General features: G+C 67.6%; 19 protein-coding genes and 1 tRNA gene. 15 read left to right on the top strand and 5 right to left on the bottom strand.

What is annotated here, in order from left to right; genetic code table 11:
* Nucleotides 1-139 precede the first annotated feature (139 nt).
* Together AZOLI_RS13560 and AZOLI_RS13555 are read left to right on the top strand one after the other, a co-directional pair.
* A complete protein-coding gene (locus AZOLI_RS13560) occupies nt 140-616 on the top strand; it encodes a hypothetical protein (protein WP_014249236.1) in 477 nt (158 codons plus the stop codon).
* A 69-nt stretch (nt 617-685) separates the two neighbouring features.
* On the top strand, nt 686-1,291 hold the full coding sequence (locus AZOLI_RS13555; protein ID WP_014249235.1) for a DUF2244 domain-containing protein: 606 nt from the start codon (nt 686-688) through the stop codon (nt 1,289-1,291).
* Nucleotides 1,292-1,315: 24 nt separating this feature from the next.
* Here AZOLI_RS13555 and AZOLI_RS13550 read toward each other — a convergent pair whose 3' ends face one another.
* Complete coding sequence (locus AZOLI_RS13550) at nt 1,316-3,697, bottom strand: mechanosensitive ion channel domain-containing protein (protein WP_081505941.1); 2,382 nt, start codon at nt 3,695-3,697, stop codon at nt 1,316-1,318.
* A 210-nt stretch (nt 3,698-3,907) separates the two neighbouring features.
* On the opposite strand from AZOLI_RS13550, the gene AZOLI_RS13545 reads away from it, so the two are divergent.
* Both AZOLI_RS13545 and AZOLI_RS13540 read left to right on the top strand, forming a co-directional pair.
* Complete coding sequence (locus tag AZOLI_RS13545) at nt 3,908-4,621, top strand: sulfite oxidase-like oxidoreductase (RefSeq protein ID WP_014249233.1); 714 nt, start codon at nt 3,908-3,910, stop codon at nt 4,619-4,621.
* 72 nt (nt 4,622-4,693) lie between these two features.
* Nucleotides 4,694-4,770 (top strand) — tRNA-Arg (locus AZOLI_RS13540).
* A gap of 42 nt (nt 4,771-4,812) precedes the next feature.
* Here AZOLI_RS13540 and ybaK read toward each other — a convergent pair.
* The 3 genes from ybaK to apaG form a co-directional block, all read right to left on the bottom strand.
* Entirely contained in the window at nt 4,813-5,295 is a 483-nt protein-coding gene (ybaK, locus tag AZOLI_RS13535; protein ID WP_014249232.1) for a Cys-tRNA(Pro) deacylase, read from the bottom strand.
* A gap of 89 nt (nt 5,296-5,384) precedes the next feature.
* Nucleotides 5,385-6,011 carry a GTP cyclohydrolase I FolE gene (folE, locus tag AZOLI_RS13530; RefSeq protein WP_193353749.1) on the bottom strand — a complete coding sequence of 209 codons (627 nt, stop codon included), beginning with the start codon at nt 6,009-6,011 and terminating at the stop codon, nt 5,385-5,387.
* Nucleotides 6,012-6,460: 449 nt separating this feature from the next.
* Entirely contained in the window at nt 6,461-6,853 is a 393-nt protein-coding gene (gene apaG, locus AZOLI_RS13525) for a Co2+/Mg2+ efflux protein ApaG (protein ID WP_014249229.1), read from the bottom strand.
* A gap of 465 nt (nt 6,854-7,318) precedes the next feature.
* Here apaG and AZOLI_RS13520 point away from each other — a divergent pair, with 465 nt between their 5' ends.
* From AZOLI_RS13520 to trmB, 9 genes are all read left to right on the top strand, one after another.
* Nucleotides 7,319-8,023 carry a GNAT family N-acetyltransferase gene (locus tag AZOLI_RS13520; RefSeq protein WP_014249228.1) on the top strand — a complete coding sequence of 235 codons (705 nt, stop codon included), beginning with the start codon at nt 7,319-7,321 and terminating at the stop codon, nt 8,021-8,023.
* A gap of 192 nt (nt 8,024-8,215) precedes the next feature.
* Nucleotides 8,216-9,610, top strand: a complete 1,395-nt coding sequence (gene miaB / locus AZOLI_RS13515; protein WP_014249227.1) for a tRNA (N6-isopentenyl adenosine(37)-C2)-methylthiotransferase MiaB — start codon at nt 8,216-8,218, stop codon at nt 9,608-9,610.
* On the top strand, nt 9,607-10,716 hold the full coding sequence (locus tag AZOLI_RS13510) for a PhoH family protein (RefSeq protein WP_014249226.1): 1,110 nt from the start codon (nt 9,607-9,609) through the stop codon (nt 10,714-10,716). Before miaB ends, AZOLI_RS13510 begins: the two co-directional genes overlap by 4 nt.
* Nucleotides 10,713-11,219 carry an rRNA maturation RNase YbeY gene (ybeY, locus tag AZOLI_RS13505; protein WP_014249225.1) on the top strand — a complete coding sequence of 169 codons (507 nt, stop codon included), beginning with the start codon at nt 10,713-10,715 and terminating at the stop codon, nt 11,217-11,219. The genes AZOLI_RS13510 and ybeY overlap by 4 nt, the downstream gene beginning before the upstream one ends.
* Nucleotides 11,216-12,172 carry a hemolysin family protein gene (locus AZOLI_RS13500; RefSeq protein ID WP_014249224.1) on the top strand — a complete coding sequence of 319 codons (957 nt, stop codon included), beginning with the start codon at nt 11,216-11,218 and terminating at the stop codon, nt 12,170-12,172. Before ybeY ends, AZOLI_RS13500 begins: the two co-directional genes overlap by 4 nt.
* Before the next feature lie 122 nt (nt 12,173-12,294).
* Complete coding sequence (gene lnt / locus AZOLI_RS13495) at nt 12,295-13,947, top strand: apolipoprotein N-acyltransferase (RefSeq protein ID WP_014249223.1); 1,653 nt, start codon at nt 12,295-12,297, stop codon at nt 13,945-13,947.
* A gap of 130 nt (nt 13,948-14,077) precedes the next feature.
* Nucleotides 14,078-14,572, top strand: coding sequence for a helix-turn-helix domain-containing protein (locus AZOLI_RS13490; protein WP_014249222.1), 495 nt, complete (start codon nt 14,078-14,080; stop codon nt 14,570-14,572).
* A gap of 237 nt (nt 14,573-14,809) precedes the next feature.
* A complete protein-coding gene (gene metK, locus AZOLI_RS13485) occupies nt 14,810-15,979 on the top strand; it encodes a methionine adenosyltransferase (protein ID WP_014249221.1) in 1,170 nt (389 codons plus the stop codon).
* Between the two features lie 108 nt (nt 15,980-16,087).
* Nucleotides 16,088-16,807: a tRNA (guanine(46)-N(7))-methyltransferase TrmB gene (gene trmB, locus AZOLI_RS13480; RefSeq protein WP_014249220.1), complete on the top strand. Its 720-nt coding sequence runs from the start codon at nt 16,088-16,090 to the stop codon at nt 16,805-16,807.
* A 27-nt stretch (nt 16,808-16,834) separates the two neighbouring features.
* On the opposite strand, the gene AZOLI_RS13475 is transcribed toward trmB, so the two are convergent.
* On the bottom strand, nt 16,835-17,164 hold the full coding sequence (locus tag AZOLI_RS13475; protein WP_014249219.1) for an antibiotic biosynthesis monooxygenase family protein: 330 nt from the start codon (nt 17,162-17,164) through the stop codon (nt 16,835-16,837).
* A gap of 277 nt (nt 17,165-17,441) precedes the next feature.
* Here AZOLI_RS13475 and rimP point away from each other — a divergent pair, with 277 nt between their 5' ends.
* Together rimP and nusA are read left to right on the top strand one after the other, a co-directional pair.
* The gene (gene rimP / locus AZOLI_RS13470) at nt 17,442-17,942 is read left to right on the top strand and encodes a ribosome maturation factor RimP (RefSeq protein WP_014249218.1); all 501 of its coding nucleotides are present in this window, start codon (nt 17,442-17,444) and stop codon (nt 17,940-17,942) included.
* A gap of 128 nt (nt 17,943-18,070) precedes the next feature.
* Nucleotides 18,071-19,633: a transcription termination factor NusA gene (nusA, locus tag AZOLI_RS13465; protein WP_014249217.1), complete on the top strand. Its 1,563-nt coding sequence runs from the start codon at nt 18,071-18,073 to the stop codon at nt 19,631-19,633.
* The last annotated feature ends 64 nt before the right edge of the window (nt 19,634-19,697 follow it).

The following is a 19,697-nucleotide window of genomic DNA, read 5'->3' as shown; positions in this document are numbered from 1 at the left end:
TCGTCGCAGAAATGGCGCTTCTCTCCATATCCGGTGGTGGCATATGATTTGCTCGTCGGCAAGACACCGGCCGAATGCCTACGATTGAACCATTATCCTTTTTGGTTGTAACGCTCGGTCCGGATAAGGGTATAGTGATATGACCACTGCTTATCTTGTTGAAATCAAGGACTGGGGACTGCATGTCCGGTTGCAGGGCTCGCTGTCCATCGACCAGCGCGATGACGTCGCCCGGCAGGTGGAGGTGCAGTGCGCAAATCTGGGCAACCGCGGCACGCCATGGAGTAGCCTGATCGAATTCGACCGTTTCGAAATCGCTGACTTCCGGCCCGAGATCGTTGTCGCCTTGATGAAGCTGGCCCGGCGCTGCGGTCAGCTGCGCTGCGCGGTGGTGATGACCGACTGGCACTGGGCCTCGGTGATGGCCGATGCGATGATCGCCGCCGACATCAACGATCAGGCGCGGATCTTCGTTCAGGCGGCAGGCGATGCCGCAGATGCGCTGGAAGAGGATCCCGCCGGCGGGATGCCGACCGACCGTCTCGCCAGGATGGACAGCGCCATGGCCTGGGTGCTGCACGGCGGCGTGGTGCCGATGGTGTCGAAGGCGGCATAACCCCGCCATTCCAGCGCTTGCTCGGCAGGGCGCTTTCCAGCAGCCCCTGGGTCGTCTACCATTGCCGCCATGCCCATCGACATCTCCGATTCCCGGCCCGGCGACCAGCCCCATGGCCAGCCGGACGGTCAGGCCGGCGACGCTCCCCGGGGGGACCACGCCGGCAGCGGTTCCGTGCGCGTGTTCTTCGATGCCATCCTCCATCCCCACCGCAGCCTGGGCCGTAGCGGCTACCGGGTGCTGATGGCGGTGGTGATCCTGCTGAATCTGGTCGTCGCCGGCATCTTCGTCGCCAATGGCGCCTGGCCGGTGGTGCCCTTCTGCGGTTTGGACGTGCTGGCGCTGTGGCTGGCCTTCCGCGTCAGCTACCGCTCCGCCCGCCAGTATGAGCGGGTGCGGCTGACCGAAACCTCCCTGACGGTGCAGCGGGTCCACTGGAAGGCGCCGGAGCGTCGCTGGTCCTTCCATCCCCACTGGCTGCGGATCACCCACACCGAGCACGCCGACCACGACCGCAGCGGTCCGGCGGGTCAGGTGACGCTGACCTCGCACGGCCAGTCGGTCGGCGTCGGCAGCTTCCTGACGCCGGACGAACGCTCCAGTTTCGCCCGCGCGCTGGACGACGCATTGCGCCGCTGGCGCCGCCCGCCCTGCCCGCCGGCCCCGGCCGGGTAAGGCCGGCCGGGGCGGGCACCCGCGTCACGATCCCTGGCTGAGCGCCTCCGCCAGCGCGCGGTCCTGCGGCCGGCTGCCGGCCACCACCTGCATGTGCGGGAACGGGATCTCGATGCCAAGCTCGTCGAAGCGCTTCTTCATCTTCTTGTTGAAGGCGCGCTGGACTCCCCACTGCTTGATCGGCCGCGTCTTGAAGCGGGCGAGGATGACGATGGCGGAGTCGGCGAACTTGTCGACGCCCATCACCTCCAGCGGGGCCAGGATGTCGGCGGCGAATTCCGGATCGACCTGCATCTCCTTGCCGAGTTCCACCAGCGTGTCGATCACATGGTCGGGGTCCTCGTGATAGGCGACGCTGACGTTGAAGACGGCGAAGGAGAAGTCCTTGGTCAGGTTCTTCACCGTCGTCACCGAGCTGAAGGGGATGGAATGCACCGCACCCGTGGTGTCGCGCAGCCGGATCGACCGAATGGAGATCGCCTCGCACACCCCGGAATGGCCGCCGCCGACATCGACCACGTCGCCGACCGAGATGGAATCCTCGAACAGGATGAACAGGCCGGTGATGATGTCCTTGACCAGGGTCTGCGATCCGAAACCGATGGCCAGACCGACGACACCGGCACCGGCCAGCAGCGGGGCGATGTTCACGCCCAGTTCCGACAGGGTGATCAGCGACACCATCGTCACCAGCAGGATCAGGAAGGCGTTGCGCAGCAGCGGCAGCAGGGTGCGCATGCGGGCGCTGCGCTCGATCTTCGCGCCGTTCCTGTCGGTGCTGGTCAGGAAATGCTCGATCATGGCGCTCACCACCTCCCAGGCGACGATGGCGCCGGCCAGCAGCAGGCCGATGGAGATGACGCTGCCGACGATGCGGCGGCCCAAGGCGGATTCGACCAGACCCAGCGTGTCGATGCCCCAGCCGTTCAGCGCGACACCCAGCGCGACCAGCCAGATCGCCGCCTTGCCGATGCGCTGGACGATGGGGAGATAATGGAAGGCGCGCATGTGCAGCTGCGGCAGGTTGCCGGCCAGTTCGCGGTTCATGGTCAGGCCGCGGCGCAGCGCCCGGTTCAGCCCGCCCACCAGCAGCCGGGCCACCACCACCGCCACCACCGTCACCGTGGTGCCGCGGGCCAGATACTCGAAGCCGCCATAGACGTTCAGCACCCAGACGCCCAGCGTCACCACGACATAGAGGATGGCCAGGACATGCCAGATCTCGGCGAAGCGGCGGCGTGCGGTGCGCAGGACCGCCCCCTGCCCTTCCGCCTCGCGCCGGGCGGTGGCCAGCGGGTCGCCGTCGCCCGACAGCGGGTTGCCGCGCATCCAGTCGGCCACGGCAACGCGGTTCTGCAGGATCAGCGCGATCGTCATGGCGGCCAGCACCACGCCCAACAGCTTCAACAGCGCGCCGTAGGCGCCCAGCGGCAGGCCGAGCACATAGGCGCCCTCCGCCAGGAAATAGCCGTAGACGGCGACGGCGATCAGGCGGCGCGACCAGACGTAACAGCGGCGCGCCCCGACGTCGCTGGTCTGGACGATCCGCAGGTTGGGGGCATCGGGAGCGAAGGTCATCCGCACCAGGATCAGCAGCGCCTGGGTGATGACCGTTGCGTTCACCACCGCCAGCGCCACCAGCCGCACGCGCGGCGCCGGTTCGGTCACCGACAGGATGGTGTAGGCGACGACGATGAAGCCGACGATCGGCGCCAGTTCCAGCACCGCACGGCCGAGCAGCATGGGGATGCGCAGCAGGGTGGAACCGACATGGCGGGCGGCCAGCGCCTGGCGCGGCCGGGCGAGCAGCCAGGAGATGCCGCGGGCGGCCACGACGCCGATGCCGAGGATCATCGCCAGCTGGACGGCGATCTGCACCCAGCGCTCGCGTGCCATGTCGTCCTGCACCTGCCGCTGCACCCAGGACAGGGCCCCCGGCAGGTCGGAAAAGACGTTGGCGACCTGCACCAGCTGGCGGCTGACCACGTCCATGCGCGCCGCCAGGAAGGCCAGCGCCCGGGCGCCGATGGTCTGCGGCAGCGCCGATTCGCCTTCCGCCTCCTTGGCCTGGGCCAGCCCGCGCTGGGCGGTGATCAGGTTGCGCAGCTGCGTGACAAGTTGCGACCGGGCGTCCTGGTTCTCCAGCGTGCCGACCAGCGCCTCCAGCTGCTGCACGGTCGCCTCGTCCACCACCACCGGGGCCGCAGCCGCAGGTGCGGCAGCGCCGGCAGCGGGTGCCACGGGTGCGGCGGCCGGCGCGGGCGAGGCCGCCAGAGCGGCAGGCCCCGCCCCGGCGAGCAGGGCCGCTAGCAGCAGGACGGCAAGGCCGCCGGACAGGAACAAACGCCAGGCGCGTGCCCATACATGTGCAGGGGAGGGTGCGGCGGGCGTTGCGGACCGGATCATCGGCAATTCACTCGGGTGGTCTCGGAGATGGCGGCGGAAAACGGAGCAGGCGGAAAGCAGCCGGCCGGAACCCTGGCCTGGAACTGTGGCTCCAATATGCCGGGTTTCGGGAAATTAGGTCTCCAGCTTCCGCTTGCCAACCCGACTGTCTGTTCCTTTTTTAAGCGGGACCCCTGCCGGACGCCCCGGAAACGCAGAAGAGGACGAGCCATGAGCGATACACCCCCCAAACCGGACATGACCACCGGATCGGAACCGGGCCGGGAGGTCGAGCAGGAGGGTGCCGTCCGCGACAAGCTGGTCGCCACCAAGGAGCAGTGGGCCCGCGACGGCCGCGCCCTGACCGGCCATGCCGCCGACCCGGCGCGCGACCGGCTGCCGCCCGGCCAGCGGCTGGTGACCGACTGGCCGGTTCTGGACCTCGGCATCACGCCGAAGGTGACGACCGCCAACTGGACGCTGGCGGTGGATGGGCTGGTGGAGAACCCGCTGTCCTGGACCTGGGAGGATTTCCAGGCCCAGCCGCAGGAGAGCTTCGTTTCCGACATCCATTGCGTCACCACCTGGTCGCGCTACGACAACCGGTGGGAGGGCGTCAGCGCCCGCCGCCTGCTGGAACTGACCCGGCCGAAGCCGGAGGCGCGCTTCGTCGTCTTCCATTCCTTCGACGGCTACACCACCAACGTCGCCCTGTCCGATTTCGACGACGACGGCGTGCTGCTCGCCACGACATGGGAAGGCCAGCCGATCGGCCGCGACCATGGCGGGCCGGTGCGCATCGTGCTGCCCAAGCTGTATTTCTGGAAGAGCGCCAAGTGGGTGAAGCGGATCGAGCTGCTGGCCGGCGACCGCAAGGGCTATTGGGAGGTCCGCGGCTACAACAACCACGCCGACCCGTGGCTTGAGGAACGCTATTCCGATTGACGCCGTGAAGCGGCTCTTCCCCCAAAAGCCACTTTCACCTTGGCGGCGAAACCGTTAAGGTGCGGCGCAAGTGGCCCCGTAGCTCATCAGGATAGAGCGCGAGTTTCCTAAACTTGAGGCAGCAGGTTCGAGTCCTGCCGGGGTCACCACCGCCATTCCGCTTTCAGCGCGCGACCTTCGATGCGCGACGATCAATGTGCCACGATGGCGCAAACCGTCGCCTTCGTCGCCTTCGCCAGATCGGCGGGCGCCAGCACGATCTGCAGGCCGCGCCTGCCGCCATTCACCACCATTTCCGGCAGCGCTTCGGCGCTCGCGTCGATGAAGGTCGGCAGCGCCTTCTTCTGGCCCAGAGGGCTGATGCCGCCGACCAGGAAGCCGGTGGTCTTTTCCGCCAGCGCCGGGTCGGCGAGATCGGCCTTCTTCGCCCTGGCAGCCGCGGCGATGGCCTTCAAGTCCAGCTTGGCCGCGACCGGGATGACGGCACAGGCCAGCGCCTTGGGCTCCAGCTGGACGATCAGGGTCTTGTAGACGATGGCGGGGTCGAGCCCGAGCGATTCGGCGGCGTGCAGGCCGATGGCGTCGGCCGACGGGTCGTAGTCGTACTCCATGAGCCGGAAGGCGACGCCCGCCGCCTTGGCCGCATTGACCGCCGGTGTCACCTTCGCCGCCATGCCCGAACACCCCGTATACAGCACCGCTCGCTGACGGATAACGGCGGGAGCTTGGCAGGCGGCGCAAGGGGTGTAAAGGTCTCCAGACCTCAGTCCATCCCGCGAGAGGTCGGGTTGCCGATCATCGTCAGGAATTCGCGGCGGGTCGAGGGGTCGGTGCGGAAGGCGCCCAGCATGCGGCTGGTCACCATGGTCACGCCGGTCTTGTGCACGCCGCGGGTGGTCATGCACTGGTGCTGCGCCTCGACCACGACGGCGACGCCCTCGGGCTGCAGGACCTCGTCGATGGTGTTGGCGATCTGGGCGGTCATCTTCTCCTGGATCTGCAGGCGCTTGCCATAGGCCTCGACCAGACGCGCCAGCTTGGAGATGCCGACGACGCGGCGGCGCGGCAGATAGGCGACATGGGCCTTGCCGATGATCGGCACCATGTGGTGCTCGCAATAGGACTCCACCCGGATATCGCGCAGAATGACCATCTCGTCGTAGCCGTCGGTCTCCTCGAAGGTGCGCGACAGGATCTCCACCGGGTCGATGCCGTAGCCGGCGAAGAATTCCTCATAGGAGCGGACGACGCGGTCGGGCGTGCCGACCAGACCTTCGCGCGCCGGATCGTCCCCGGCCCAACGGATCAGGGTCCGCACGGCTTCCTCCGCCTCGGCGCGGGACGGACGGACGATGGCGCCGGGCCGGGACAGGCCGGGGCCGCGAAGCACATTGTCGACCGCCGGGGGGTTGACGTGCGGGGTCTTGGTAGCCGTCACGGGAACATCCTTTCCGTTACTGGGTAGCGCCCTGCGCGAAGCCGATGGCCGCGAACCGACGGCTGTCGCGCAACACTCCCATCGTGTCTGGCGTCAGTACGGAGCCGATGCCTCGGCGGATCAACCGAACGGCTCGTAAGACGAAAAGTAATCATCTATGGACGGAGTGGCGGCGCCCGCCTTCCCGTTTCCGCCCGGTTTCCGTCTCCGGGCGCCATTCGGAAGTTCGTAGATAGGGTCCGGCCTATTGCCGTCAAGCGATGGACAAAGTACGGACAGCCACGCGGATTGTCAAAGCCGCGTGTTAATTTCTTCCAATATCCACACACATTCTATTGTATTATTCGTCTGCGTCCGGATTCAGCCCGCGTCCGGATTTGCCGATCGGTCGGGTCGTCCGATCAGTTCAGCTGCATCGGCTGGTGCGGGCTGTCCAGCGAGAAGGCCGGGATGGTCACGTCGAAGGCGCGGCCGTCCGCCCCTTCCATGCCGTAGGTGCCGGCCATGATGCCGGACGGCGTGCCGAGCGGCGTGCCGCTGGTGTATTCGAAATGGTCGCCCGGCTCCAGGACCGGCTGCTCGCCGACCACGCCGGGACCCCGCACCTCCTGCACGCGGCCCATGGCGTCGGTGATGCGCCAGTGGCGGGTGCGCAGCTGCACCGTCTCGCTGCCCTCGTTCTCGATGCGGACATGATAGGCCCAGACGAAGCGGCTCTCGGCCGGGGCCGACTGGTCCTCCAGGAACACGGGCTGGACGGTGACGCGGATGTCGTTGGTTACGGCGGTGTACATGTCTGGCGATCCTGGCAGACGATCCGAAGACGGCGCCGGCCGGAAAAGGGCCGGCGGCTGGGAGTCCGGGTGGCTGGGCGGCGGTTCGGTGCACAATAAAGTCCGCCCTTCCCACTGTCCAGAACCCGGCCCGGCAATCCTGCCTTCCGCCTGCCCCCGGCCCGCAGCGCGATGGATACAGTCATGCACTGCATCGGGGTCTCCACGGTCTTGCGACGGGGGGGCGACGATGATATATGCCGAAGTCCCAGCAACGGCCGAAGAGCCTTGTCCATGTCTCGTTCGCACGCCCTTCGCATCCGACGACGGAGCCTCGCACCGCGCATCGCGGTTGCGGCCGTCCTTGGGTCGCGTGCGAACGCCAAAGGCACAACGGGGACCTGACACCCCGGCCTTCCGGCGGCGGCGCGATCCGCACTTCAGAAGCCTTCTGAGAAGACCTTCTTCCCGCCGGGAGCCCCACGCATGATCATCACCGTCGAAGAGCCGAAGCACGCCGCCGCCATCGAAGCCCTGCTGGACGCCTCCTTCGGTCCCGACCGCTTCACCAAGACCGCCTACCGGCTGCGCGACGGCGTCGACCCGATCCCCGCCCTGAACCTCGTCGCCATCGAGCATGACGAGCATGGGCGCGAGGTGGTGGTGGGCACCATCCGCTACTGGCCGATCCTGGTCGGCGGAACCACCCAGTCCATCCTGCTCGGCCCCATCGCGGTCGCCGCCCACCTGCAGGGCAGCGGGCTGGGCAGCAAGATGATCCGGATGAGCCTGAACAAGGCGGTGGCGCTGGGCCACAAGTCGGTGATCCTGGTCGGCGACGCTCCCTATTACGAGCGGTTCGGCTTCTCCCGCGCCCTGACGCTGGGCATGGAGATGCCGGGTCCGGTCGACATGAACCGCCTGCTGGGCCTGGAGCTGGTCGAGGGTGCTCTGTCGGGTGCCGCCGGCATGATCGGCAAGCCGGAACCGGCCGACGCGCAGGACATCGCCCCCGGCGCCACTCCGGTGATGATGCAGGCCCTCGACATGCCGGCCGGTATCCAGACGGGAGACTCCCCCGTCCCTTTCAGCGCCCTGTTCAGCCGGACCACGGCGGAGCGAATCTGGACTGACCGCGTCCGGCGGACCGACTGGTTCTGGCGCGGCGGGCTGCAGGCCGGGGCGGCGTGACGATTCCGACCCTTGGTCCGGATTGCGGAAAGACCCTGTTTGCAAATAGGGGTGGGGCGAAGCGGGATTGACTCGATTCGCCCCACACGCGATACCATCTTTCCAGGAGCGACGCCGGACGGACGGCGTGCCGCGCGCCACGCAGCATCGTGAGCGCGCTATTCGTTTTTGTTCTGAGCGGAAGGGTGCGGGTTGACCAAGAAGCTGTTCATCAAGACCTGGGGCTGCCAGATGAACGTGTACGACTCCGCCCGGATGGCGGACGTCCTGGCACCGCTGGGCTACCAACCGGTCGATGAGCCGGACGGCGCCGACATGGTGATCCTGAACACCTGCCACATCCGCGAGAAGGCGGCCGAGAAGGTCTTCTCCGAGCTTGGCCGGCTGCGCCAGCTGAAGGACCGCAAGGCGGAGGCCGAGGACGGCCGGATGATCCTGGCGGTCGCCGGCTGCGTCGCCCAGGCCGAAGGCGAGGAGATCGTCGCCCGCGCCCCCTTCGTCGACATGGTCTTCGGCCCGCAGACCTACCACACCCTGCCGGAGATGGTGGCGAAGGCCAGCCGCGCCGCCGGCAGCGTGCTGAACACCGATTTCCCGGCCGAATCCAAGTTCGACTTCCTGCCGGAGGAAGCCGCCAGCCAGGGCGTGTCCGCCTTCCTGGCCGTGCAGGAGGGCTGCGACAAGTTCTGCACCTTCTGCGTCGTGCCCTACACCCGCGGCGCCGAGTTCTCCCGCCCCGCCGACCAGATCCTGGGCGAAGCGAAACGGCTTGTCGCCGGCGGCACGCGCGAGATCAACCTGCTGGGCCAGAACGTCAACGCCTGGCATGGCGACGGGCCGGACGGAAGCACCTGGGGCCTCGGCCGGCTGATCCGCGAACTGGCGGAGATCGACGGGCTGGAGCGCATCCGCTACACCACCTCGCATCCCCGCGACATGGCCGACGACCTGATCCGCGCCCATGCCGAGGTGCCGCAGCTGATGCCCTACCTGCATCTGCCGGTGCAGGCGGGATCGGACCGCATCCTGGCGGCGATGAACCGCAAGCACACCGCCGACGATTACCGCCGTCTGGTCGACCGGCTGCGCACCGCCAAGCCCGATCTGGCGATGTCCGGCGACTTCATCGTCGGTTTCCCCGGCGAGAGCGACGCCGATTTCGCCGCGACGCTGAAGCTGGTCACCGAGATCGGCTATGCCCAGGCCTATTCCTTCAAATACAGCCCGCGCCCCGGCACCCCGGCCTCTGTCGACGGCGCCCAGGTACCGGAAGAGGTGAAGGAGTCCCGGCTGGCGGCGCTGCACCAGCTGCTGAACGCCCAGCAGGTCGCCTTCAACCACAGCTTCGTCGGGCGCAGCGTCCCGGTGCTGTTCGACCGCGTCGGCCGCCGCGGCGGCCAGCTGCTGGGCCGCAGCCCGTGGATGCAGTCGGTCCATGCCGAGGCGAACGAGCGGCTGCTCGGCCGCATCGTCGAGGTGCGCGTGGATGCCGCGCTGGCCAACAGCCTCGCCGGCACCGTCGTGACCGGCGAATACATCACCGCCTCTCCCTTCCAGCCTGCCGTAACCTTGGAGGCAAGCGCTTGAACGGTCTGCCCGAACGGCGTATCGACGTTCAATTCGATGACAACCGGCTGCTGCCGATGCTGTACGGGGAGCATGACCGCCACCTCGCCCGCATCGAATCCCTTCTCGGCGTGTCGCTGATCTCCCGCGGCAACACCCTGACCATCTCCGGCCCGCCCGATGCCGCCGAGACGGCGCGGACGGCGCTGAACGGCCTGTATGGCCGGCTGACCCGCGGCCAGACCATCGACGGCGGCGAGGTCGACGGCGCCGTCCGCATGGCGACGGCCGATCCCGTCATTTCCGGGCTCGCCCCCGGTGAGGAACCGCGCGCTTCCGGCCAGCAGGCGACGATCACCCGTGCCGAGATCGCGCTGCGCACCCGCCGGCGCGGCCCGATCACCCCGCGGTCTCCCACCCAGGCCGCCTATCTGCAAGCCTTGGCGGAAAGCGAGCTGGTCTTCGGTCTCGGCCCGGCCGGCACCGGCAAGACCTACCTGGCGGTGGCGCAGGCGGTGGCGCTGCTGACGACCGGTCAGGTCGACCGCATCGTGCTGTCGCGCCCGGCGGTCGAGGCCGGCGAACGGCTGGGCTTCCTGCCCGGCGACCTGAAGGAGAAGGTCGATCCTTACCTGCGTCCGCTCTACGACGCGCTGCACGACATGCTGCCGGCGGAACAGGTGAAGAAGCGGCTGGAGTCCGGCGAGATCGAGATCGCGCCGCTGGCCTTCATGCGCGGCCGGACGCTGGGCAACGCCTTCGTCATCCTGGACGAGGCGCAGAACACCACGCCGATGCAGATGAAGATGTTCCTGACCCGTCTCGGCGAAGGCGGGCGGATGGTCATCACCGGCGATATCTCGCAGATCGACCTGCCGTCGGGCACCCGGTCGGGCCTGCGCGACGCGCTGGACATCCTGCGCGGGGTGGAGGGCGTGCGCTTCGTCCGCTTCACCGATGCCGACGTCGTCCGCCATCCGATGGTGGCCCGCATCATCCGCGCCTACGATCAGGCCGATGCCCGCGAGGCGGCGCGCAAGCAGGCTCGCCGCGCCAACCCCACATCCGAGTATTCCGCACCCGAAACGACCGACCGCGAGGCTGGCATCGTTGGAGATCCGGAATGACCAGCGCGGTCGATATCACTGTTTCACGTGAAGCTGGCGATTGGGCCGAGGACGCCGAGTGGCTGGCCGAGCGCGCGGCGCTTGCCGCCCTGGGCGCCGCCTATGACGACGAGGAAGGACCGGCCGAACTGTCGGTCGTCCTGGCCGACGACGCGCTGGTCCACAGGCTGAACCGCGAGTATCGCGGCAAGGACAAGCCGACCAACGTGCTGTCCTTCGCCCTGACCGAAGCGGAGGAGCCGGAAGCGCAAGACGGCATGCCCGTCATGCTGGGCGACGTCATACTGGCCTATGAAACGGTCGCCCGCGAGGCCTCCGAACAGCGGAAAAACTTCAAAGACCACATGACTCACCTTGTGATGCATGGTGTTCTGCATCTGCTGGGCTATGATCACGAGACCGACGACGAGGCCGAGGAGATGGAGGCGCTGGAAACCCGGTTGCTCGCCAGCTTCGGAATCGCCGACCCCTATGCCGCCAACCACCAACCGCCGGACCGATGAGCGAAATATCCGACAGTCGCACGCCCCGTGATGACCACGGGGCCGAAGACCATTCCCTGGGCCACCTGTTCAAGGGGTGGCTCCGCACAGTCTGGGGCGGCCGCGAGGACAATTCCCTGCGCGGCACGATCGAGGAACTGATCGCAGGCCTGGACGATCCCGCCGGCGAGGACGGCGAAGATTCGCTGGGATCCGGCGAGCGTGCGCTGCTGACCAACATCCTGAAGCTGCGCGACCGCACCGTCGCCGACGTGATGGTGCCGCGCGCCGACATCATCGCGGTCGAGATCGAAACGCCCTTCCCCACCCTGGTCCAGCGCGTCGCCGAGGAAGGCCATTCCCGCCTGCCGGTGTTCCGCGAGACGTTGGACGACGTGGTCGGCATCATCCACATCAAGGACGTGCTGACCCTGCTGGCGAAGCAGGCGATCTCGCCGGAGGGCCTGCCCCACCGGCCGGACCTGACCGGCATCATCCGCGAGGCGAAGATCGTCGCCCCCTCCATGCATGTGCTCGACCTGCTGGTGCAGATGCGCCAGACCCGCCAGCACATGGCGCTGGTGGTGGACGAGTTCGGCGGCATCGACGGCCTCGTCACCATCGAGGATCTGGTGGAGGAGATCGTCGGCGAGATCGAGGACGAGCATGACGAGACCGCGGCGCCGCGGCTGGTCGAGCGTCCCGACGGCAGCCTGATCGCCGACGCCCGCCTGCCCATCGAGGATTTCGAGCACCGCGTCGGCCCGGTCCTGTCCGAGGAGGAGCGCGAGGACATCGACACGCTCGGCGGTCTGGTCGTCTCCATCGCCGGCCGCGTGCCCGGCCTGGGCGAGCGGCTGGTCCACCCCTCGGGCCTGGAGTTCGAGATCGTGGATGCCGACTCCCGCCGCCTGAAGCGCCTGCGCGTCCACAACGTTCCGGCCAACAGCTCCAAACTGGCGGCGACGGCCTGAAAGACGACAGCCTGAAAGTCGATGGCCTGAAAGACGGAAAGGGGACGCTCTGCACTGTCCCCTCTTCCACAACCCAGCCCCGCCCATAAGAACCTTGGCGCTCCCGCCGGGCGATATTACCTATGGCGCCGCTTGCCCTTGCCGCCGCCGGAGTTTCCGCATTGACCGTCACCGACACCCTGCCCGTCCCGGCCCGGCTGGGCCGTGTCTCCGCACGGCTGTCCGCATTGACCGGATGGCGCCGGGCAGCCGCCGCGATGGCGCTGGGCGGGCTCGCCACGCTGGCCTTGCCGCCGGTCGATCTGCTGCCGGTGCTGCTGCTGGCCTTCCCCGGGCTGATCTGGCTGCTGGACGGGGTGGAAACGAAGAAGGGCGCCTTCGCGGTCGGCTGGTTCTTCGGCTACGGCCATCATCTGCTCGGGCTCTACTGGATCAGCGCCGCGCTGTTCACCGACATCGAGCGCTTCTGGTGGGCCCTGCCGCTGTCGGCGGCCGGTCTGCCGATCCTGCTGGCGATGTTCAGCGGCGGCGCCACCCTGTCCTTCCACCTGCTGCGCCGCCGCGGCTTCGGCGCCGGGCTGGGGCGCGCGCTGCTGTTCGCCGCCTGCTGGTGCCTGTGGGAGTGGCTGCGCGGCCATGTCTTCACCGGTTTTCCGTGGAACCTGATCGGCTATGGCTGGGTCGGGATGCTGCCGGTGCTGCAGAGCGTGTCGCTGTTCGGCATCTATGGCCTGACGCTGGTGACGGTGCTGGTGGCCTCGCTGCCCGCCGCCCTGCCCGACCGCGACACCACGCAGCGCCGCGCCTGGGCCGGAGTCGCCGCCGGTCTGGCGCTGCTGGCTGCGCTCGGCGGCTGGGGAGCCTGGAGGATGGCGGGCGCGGTGGACGAACCGGTGCCCGGCGTCAGGCTGCGGCTGGTCCAGGCGGCCATCGACCAGCGGCTGAAATGGGCGCCCGGCGAGCGGGTGCAGAATTTCCAGAGTCACCTCGCCCTGTCGGCCGCCCCGCCCGCCGATCCCGCCACTCCGCCGCCCACCGTCGTCATCTGGCCGGAGACCGCCGTCCCCTTCTACATCGAGGACGACGCCCGCGTGCGGCAGGCGATGGCCTCCGTCACCCCGCCCGGCGGGCTGCTGATCACCGGTGCGCCGCGCACCACCGTCGGCGAGGACGGCGAGCGGCGCTACTACAACGGCATGGTCGCGGTGGACGGCAGCGGTGCCGCGGTCGCCAGCTACGACAAGTTCCACCTGGTCCCCTTCGGCGAATACATGCCGCTGCGGCAATGGCTGCCGGTCGGCGCCATCGCCGGCAACGGGGCGGAATTCTCCGCCGGGCCGGGGCCGCGCACCCTCCATCTCGGTGCCCAATCGGCCGGCCTGCCGCCCTTCAGCCCGTTGATCTGTTACGAGAGCATCTTCCCCGCCGCGGTGGTCGACACGGCCGACCGGCCGCAATGGCTGCTGAACCTGACCAACGATGCCTGGTACGGCCGCACCGCCGGCCCCCACCAGCATTTCGCCATCAATCGGGTCCGCGCCGTGGAAGAAGGACTGCCGCTGGTCCGGGTGGCGAATACGGGAATATCCGGGGTGGTGGACGCCTACGGACGTGTGAGACACTTGCTCGGACTGGGTGAGCGGGGTTTCATCGATACCACGTTGCCGAAAGCTCCGGATGGGGTCACAGCCTATGCCCGCATGGGCGACTGGATTTTCGGCATAGGGCTTCTGGGCTGTTTTCTTGCGGCCTTGGCCTCGCGATATCACCGGTAACGCAGCATTACGGGCAAGAAGCCCACCACAGGCAGAACAATTTCGTGTAACCGGCTTGACCGGAGCGGGCTTGACTGCATACGTGGATATGTCTTAACTAGGTTGCACAACCGTTACAGGGATAAACGAGATGCAGACTGAAACTGGGGCGCCGCGCGGGCGCCGTGCGGGTGCTGGCCGTCCGAAGACCGGAAAGCCGAATCCCATCGACGTCCATGTCGGCTCCCGCGTCCGTCTCCGCCGCACGCTTCTCGGCATGAGCCAGGAGAAGCTGGGCGAGGCCATCGGCCTGACCTTCCAGCAGGTGCAGAAGTACGAGCGCGGCGCCAACCGCATCGGCGCGTCGCGTCTGTTCGATCTCAGCCGCGTGCTCGACGTGCCGGTATCCTTCTTCTTCGACGACATGCCGGCCGATGCCGCCGCCGCCCGCGTCGAGGATGACGATGAGGCGGGCGCGTCGGACGAACGCTCCGCCAGCGCCTACGAGCCCGATCCGATGGCCAAGCGCGAGACGCTGGAACTGGTTCGCGCCTATTACAAGATCAGCGACCCGTCGGTGCGCAAGCGCCTGTTCGAGTTGACGAAAGCGGTCGCCAGCGCCGCCGTCGCGGAAGCCGCGGAGTAACTCCTGCCGGTTGACGCACGGCATGCGATACCCACCGAACGGGGATGGTGCGGCACGCCCGCGCTCCCCCTTCGTGTGGCGTGTGCGCTGATCGGTCCGGTGCTTTACCGCTGGTAGTCTTCTTGACCGCGGGTGAATTCCTTGTCAAAACCGGTTTTGGACCGGTGTCTGCGGCCGCTGTACCGGTCTGCCGTTTCGGCTCATGAAATAGCGTGCCGCCGAATGCCGAGGTTTCCCGTGGCAAAGCTCAACTACGTCTTCACCAGCGAGTCCGTGTCGGAAGGTCATCCCGACAAGGTCTGCGACCGCATTTCCGACGCCATCGTCGATCTCTATCTTTCGCACGACCCGCAGGCCCGTGTGGCCGTCGAGACGCTCGCGACCACCAATCAGGTCGTTCTGGCCGGCGAAGTCCGCGGCCCCGACAGCATCAAGGCCGACCAGCTGGTCGAGGTCGCCCGCGCCGCGGTGAAGGACATCGGTTACGAGCAGGACGGCTTCCATTGGGAGAAGATGGACGTCAAGTGCTTCGTCCACTCCCAGTCCGCCGACATCGCCGTCGGCGTCGACGCCGCCGGCAACAAGGACGAGGGTGCCGGCGACCAGGGCATCATGTTCGGCTATGCCTGCCGCGAGACCCCGGCCCTGATGCCGGCGCCGATCTACTACAGCCACGCCATCCTGAAGTCGCTGGCCGAGGCGCGCCATTCCGGCGCCGCCCCGCAGCTGGGTCCGGATGCCAAGAGCCAGGTCACACTGCAGTACATCGACGGCAAGCCGATGCGGGCCACCGCGATCGTGCTGTCGACCCAGCATGCCGAGGGGCTGGAGCAGGACGCTGTGCGCGAGATCGTCCTGCCGCACATCGTCAACTGCCTGCCGGAAGGCTGGATGTGCGACGATAAGAACCTGTACGTCAACCCGACCGGCCGTTTCGTCATCGGCGGACCGGACGGTGACGCCGGCCTGACCGGCCGCAAGATCATCGTCGACACCTACGGCGGCGCGGCCCCGCATGGCGGCGGCGCCTTCTCCGGCAAGGACCCGACGAAGGTCGACCGCTCGGCCGCCTACGCCGCCCGCTATCTCGCCAAGAACGTCGTCGCGGCGGAACTGGCGGAGAAGTGCACGATCCAGGTCTCCTACGCCATCGGCGTGTCGAAGCCTCTGTCGGTCTATGTCGACACCCACGGCACCGGCAACGTCGACGAGGACCGTCTGTCCGATGTGCTGCAGCAGCTGGTGGACCTGTCGCCGCGCGGCATCCGCACGCATCTGGGCCTGAACAAGCCGATCTACGCCCGCACCGCCGCCTACGGCCATTTCGGCCGCGAGCCGGAGGTCGACGGCGGCTTCTCGTGGGAGAAGACCGATCTGGTCGGCGACCTGCGGAACGCCTTCCTCTAAGGCGCCTCCGCGGCATAATATCCGCAGCCGATGCGGAAAAGACGGCAGGGGCTGGAAACGGCCCCTGCTTTCTTTTGCGCTTTCCTCATTTTCACGCAGCGTTCCGACATGACCGACGACAGCACCTCCGGATCCCTTTCCGAAAGCTCCAACCGCCTGTTCGGGCGCCGCAAGGGCCGGCCGCTGCGCAAACGCCGGACGGAGCTGATCGACACCCTGCTGCCGCAGCTTCAGATCGCGCTGCCGAAGCCCGGCGACCGGCTGGACCCGGCCGGCCTGTTCGACGGCCCGAAGCGGGAGGTCTGGCTGGAGATCGGGTTCGGCATGGGACATCATCTCGCCTGGCAGGCCGGGCACCATCCGGATGTCGGCATCATCGGCGCCGAACCCTTCCTCAACGGCATCGCCGGCCTGCTGGGCATGGTCGAGGACGAGGGCTTGAACAACGTCCGCATCCAGCCCGACGACGCCCGGCCGCTGCTGGATGCCCTGCCCGACGCCTCCATCGGCCGCGCCTTCGTTCTGTTCGCCGACCCGTGGCCGAAGAAGCGCCATGCCGACCGCCGCTTCATCGGGCCGGAGAATCTGCCGCGGCTGGCCCGCGTGCTGAAGGACGGGGCAGAGTTGCGTCTGGCCAGCGACGACATGGGACTGGTGCGCTGGATGCTCGAACACACGGTGAAGCATCCCGATTTCGAATGGACGGCGCGCCGCCCGTCGGACTGGCGCATCCGCCCCGATGACTGGCCGGCGACCCGCTATGAGGAGAAGGCCATCGCTGCCGGGCGCAAGCCGGTCTTCATGCGCTTCGTCCGCCGCCCGCGGTGATGCCGGGCCGATCCGCAGGCCAGTCCCTCAATCGGGCGTGACCGGCCGCATCGGATCCGGCTGCACGACGAGCGGAGCGGCGAAATGCTCCACCACCGGGAACGGGTCGTAGAAGTGATGCAAACGCTTCTTCCACTCCGCATAGCGGTCGGAGCCTCGGAAAACCTGGGTATGGTCCTCCAGACGCTCCCACCACACCAGCAGCAGGTAACGGCGGCCATCCTCCAGGCAGGGCCGGACCTCCATGCCCCGGAAGCCGGGCGAGGCTCCGATCAGCGGGCGGGCTTCGGCCATCGCACGCTCGAAGGCCCCCTGTTCGCCCGGCCGGACACTGAGAATCGCTGCTTCCAGGATCATTCTTCCGGCCCTCTCGCACGTCGCCGACACCAGTTCCGCTTGTAAAGGAACGCATCGATCCCGAAAAGGCTTGCGGCATCGGTTGGAATGGCTATATTCACCCTCTGAGAACCCATACGGATCGGCGGCCCGGGCAACCGGGCCGGCGAGACGCTTTGCGGGTGGGCTTTTGCCCACTTATTTTTTTATGAGCGTGTGGAAGCGCGCGCTTGTTGAACCTTCTGTTGTGGAAACCTCGTCCGGTTCGATCCCGGCCGCAGGCTTTGGGTCAGGTGGAATGGACGCTACAGGTCGCATCGAACAGATCATCACGCCGTCGGTCGAAGCCATGGGCTATGAGGTCGTGCGCGTTCAGATCTCAGGCGGCCAGCGGTCGGTTCTCCAGATCATGGCGGAGCGCGCCGACGGCGCGCCCATGACCGTCGAGGATTGCGCCGACATCAGCCGTTCCGTCTCCGCCCTGCTGGACGTGGAAGACCCGATCCGCGAAGCCTACACGCTGGAGGTCAGTTCGCCCGGCATCGACCGGCCGCTGACCCGCCTCAAGGATTTCGAGCGCTTCGCCGGCTTCGAAGCCCGGCTGGAGAGCCGCATGGCCATCGATGGCCGCAAGCGTTTCAAAGGCATGCTGAAGGGCGTCGAGCACGGCCTTGTATGCGTCGACACCGAACAGGGACCGGCCCGGCTGGAGTTCGACAACATCCTGCGCGCCAAGCTGGTGCTGACGGACGAGTTGATCCGCGCCAGCCAGGAGCAGCAGGAGGGCCCGCAGAACTGACGGCCGGGGTCCGCCAAGGACTCGCCGACAGGATGCCCGCCCCCTGAAGCCGAACCGACATCCCGCCGAACCGACCGGACATCACGCAAGACCGGCATCACACAAGACCGAGCCAGGAAGTGTAACGGATGGAATTGCTGCAAGTCGCTGACGCGGTCGCCCGCGAAAAGAACATCGACCGGGACGAAGTCCTGGAGGCGATGGAGCAGGCGATTCAGAAGGCCGGCCGCTCCAAGTACGGCCACGAGCACGACATCCGCGCCCGGATCGACCGCAAGACCGGCGACATCCATCTGACGCGCCACCTGGAGGTGGTCGAGACGGTGGAGAACGAGGCCACGCAGGTCACCCTGCCCTACGCCCAGCGCCGAAAGCCCGGCGCCAAGATCGGCGATTTCCTGGTCGACCCGCTGCCGCCGATCGATTTCGGCCGCATCGCCGCCCAGACCGCCAAGCAGGTGATCGTGCAGAAGGTGCGCGACGCCGAGCGCAAGCGCCAGTTCAACGAGTACAAGGACCGCAACGGCGAGATCGTCAACGGTCTGGTCAAGCGCGTCGAATACGGCAACGTCACCGTCGACCTGGGCCGCGCCGAAGCGATCCTGCGCCGGGACGAGCTGCTGCCGCGCGAGCATTTCAAGAACGGCGACCGTGTGCGCGCCTATATCTACGATGTCCGCGAGGAACCGCGCGGACCCCAGATCTTCCTGTCGCGCACGCATCCCATGTTCATGGCGAAGCTGTTCGCCCAGGAAGTGCCGGAGATCTACGACGGCATCATCGAGATCCGGGCGGTCGCCCGCGATCCGGGAAGCCGTGCCAAGATCGCCGTCCACAGCAACGACAGCTCCATCGACCCGGTCGGCGCCTGCGTCGGCATGCGCGGCAGCCGCGTCCAGGCCGTCGTCGGCGAGCTGCAGGGCGAGAAGATCGACATCATCCCGTGGTCGGGCGAGGCGGCGACCTTCGTCGTCAACGCGCTCGCTCCGGCCGAGGTCGCCAAGGTCGTGCTCGACGACGACAACCGCCGCATCGAGGTGGTGGTGCCCGACGACCAGCTGTCGCTGGCCATCGGCCGCCGCGGCCAGAATGTGCGCCTCGCCTCGATGCTGACCGGCTGGGACATCGACATCCTCACCGAGCAGGAGGAGTCGGAGCGCCGGTCGGAGGAAATCCACAGCCGTTCCGCCCTGTTCATGCAGGCACTGGACGTCGACGATGTGATTGCCCACCTGCTGGTCGCCGAAGGCTTCACCTCGGTCGAGGAGATCGCCTTCGTCGAGACCGAAGAACTGGCCGAGATCGAAGGCTTCGACGAGTCGGTCGCCGACGAGCTGAAGCAGCGCGCCCTCGCCTTCCTCGAAGTGCAGGACGAGCAGGCGAACGAACGCCGTCTGGAGCTGGGCGTCGAGGACATCGTCGCCGAGCTGACGGGTTTCACCGCCACGCAGCTGGTGAAGCTGGGCGAGAACGGCGTGAAGACGCTGGACGATCTGGCCGATCTGGCCGGTGACGAGCTGGTCGAGATCCTGAGCAAGGACGGCGCCAAGGACGCCCCTTCGGAAGAGGAGGCGAACGCGATCATCATGGCCGCGCGCGCCCACTGGTTCGAGGGTGAGGGACAGGACGGCGCCGCCGCGGCCCCTGCTGCGGCGGATGGCAGCGCCGGTGGTCAGGGCGCGCAGGCCTGACCGGCAGCAATGCCGGTTGGAACTGCGCCCGACAGGAACGATTATTCGGGACCGCGCGAGCGGA

This window comes from Azospirillum lipoferum 4B (genome assembly GCF_000283655.1).
Taxonomy (GTDB): Bacteria; Pseudomonadota; Alphaproteobacteria; order Azospirillales; family Azospirillaceae; genus Azospirillum; species Azospirillum lipoferum_C.
Note: the sequence above shows the minus strand (reverse complement) of the source record. Positions and strands in the feature narration are given on the sequence as shown.

Excerpts from the sequence above, each read along its gene's own strand:
- AZOLI_RS13560 (WP_014249236.1), top strand. The coding sequence starts at position 140 with ATGACCACTGCTTATCTTGTTGAAATCAAGGACTGGGGACTGCATGTC.
- AZOLI_RS13555 (WP_014249235.1), top strand. The coding sequence starts at position 686 with ATGCCCATCGACATCTCCGATTCCCGGCCCGGCGACCAGCCCCATGGC.
- AZOLI_RS13550 (WP_081505941.1), bottom strand. The coding sequence starts at position 3,697 with ATGATCCGGTCCGCAACGCCCGCCGCACCCTCCCCTGCACATGTATGG.
- AZOLI_RS13545 (WP_014249233.1), top strand. The coding sequence starts at position 3,908 with ATGAGCGATACACCCCCCAAACCGGACATGACCACCGGATCGGAACCG.
- ybaK (WP_014249232.1), bottom strand. The coding sequence starts at position 5,295 with ATGGCGGCGAAGGTGACACCGGCGGTCAATGCGGCCAAGGCGGCGGGC.
- apaG (WP_014249229.1), bottom strand. The coding sequence starts at position 6,853 with ATGTACACCGCCGTAACCAACGACATCCGCGTCACCGTCCAGCCCGTG.
- AZOLI_RS13520 (WP_014249228.1), top strand. The coding sequence starts at position 7,319 with ATGATCATCACCGTCGAAGAGCCGAAGCACGCCGCCGCCATCGAAGCC.
- ybeY (WP_014249225.1), top strand. The coding sequence starts at position 10,713 with ATGACCAGCGCGGTCGATATCACTGTTTCACGTGAAGCTGGCGATTGG.
- AZOLI_RS13500 (WP_014249224.1), top strand. The coding sequence starts at position 11,216 with ATGAGCGAAATATCCGACAGTCGCACGCCCCGTGATGACCACGGGGCC.
- lnt (WP_014249223.1), top strand. The coding sequence starts at position 12,295 with ATGGCGCCGCTTGCCCTTGCCGCCGCCGGAGTTTCCGCATTGACCGTC.
- AZOLI_RS13490 (WP_014249222.1), top strand. The coding sequence starts at position 14,078 with ATGCAGACTGAAACTGGGGCGCCGCGCGGGCGCCGTGCGGGTGCTGGC.
- trmB (WP_014249220.1), top strand. The coding sequence starts at position 16,088 with ATGACCGACGACAGCACCTCCGGATCCCTTTCCGAAAGCTCCAACCGC.
- AZOLI_RS13475 (WP_014249219.1), bottom strand. The coding sequence starts at position 17,164 with ATGATCCTGGAAGCAGCGATTCTCAGTGTCCGGCCGGGCGAACAGGGG.
- rimP (WP_014249218.1), top strand. The coding sequence starts at position 17,442 with ATGGACGCTACAGGTCGCATCGAACAGATCATCACGCCGTCGGTCGAA.
- nusA (WP_014249217.1), top strand. The coding sequence starts at position 18,071 with ATGGAATTGCTGCAAGTCGCTGACGCGGTCGCCCGCGAAAAGAACATC.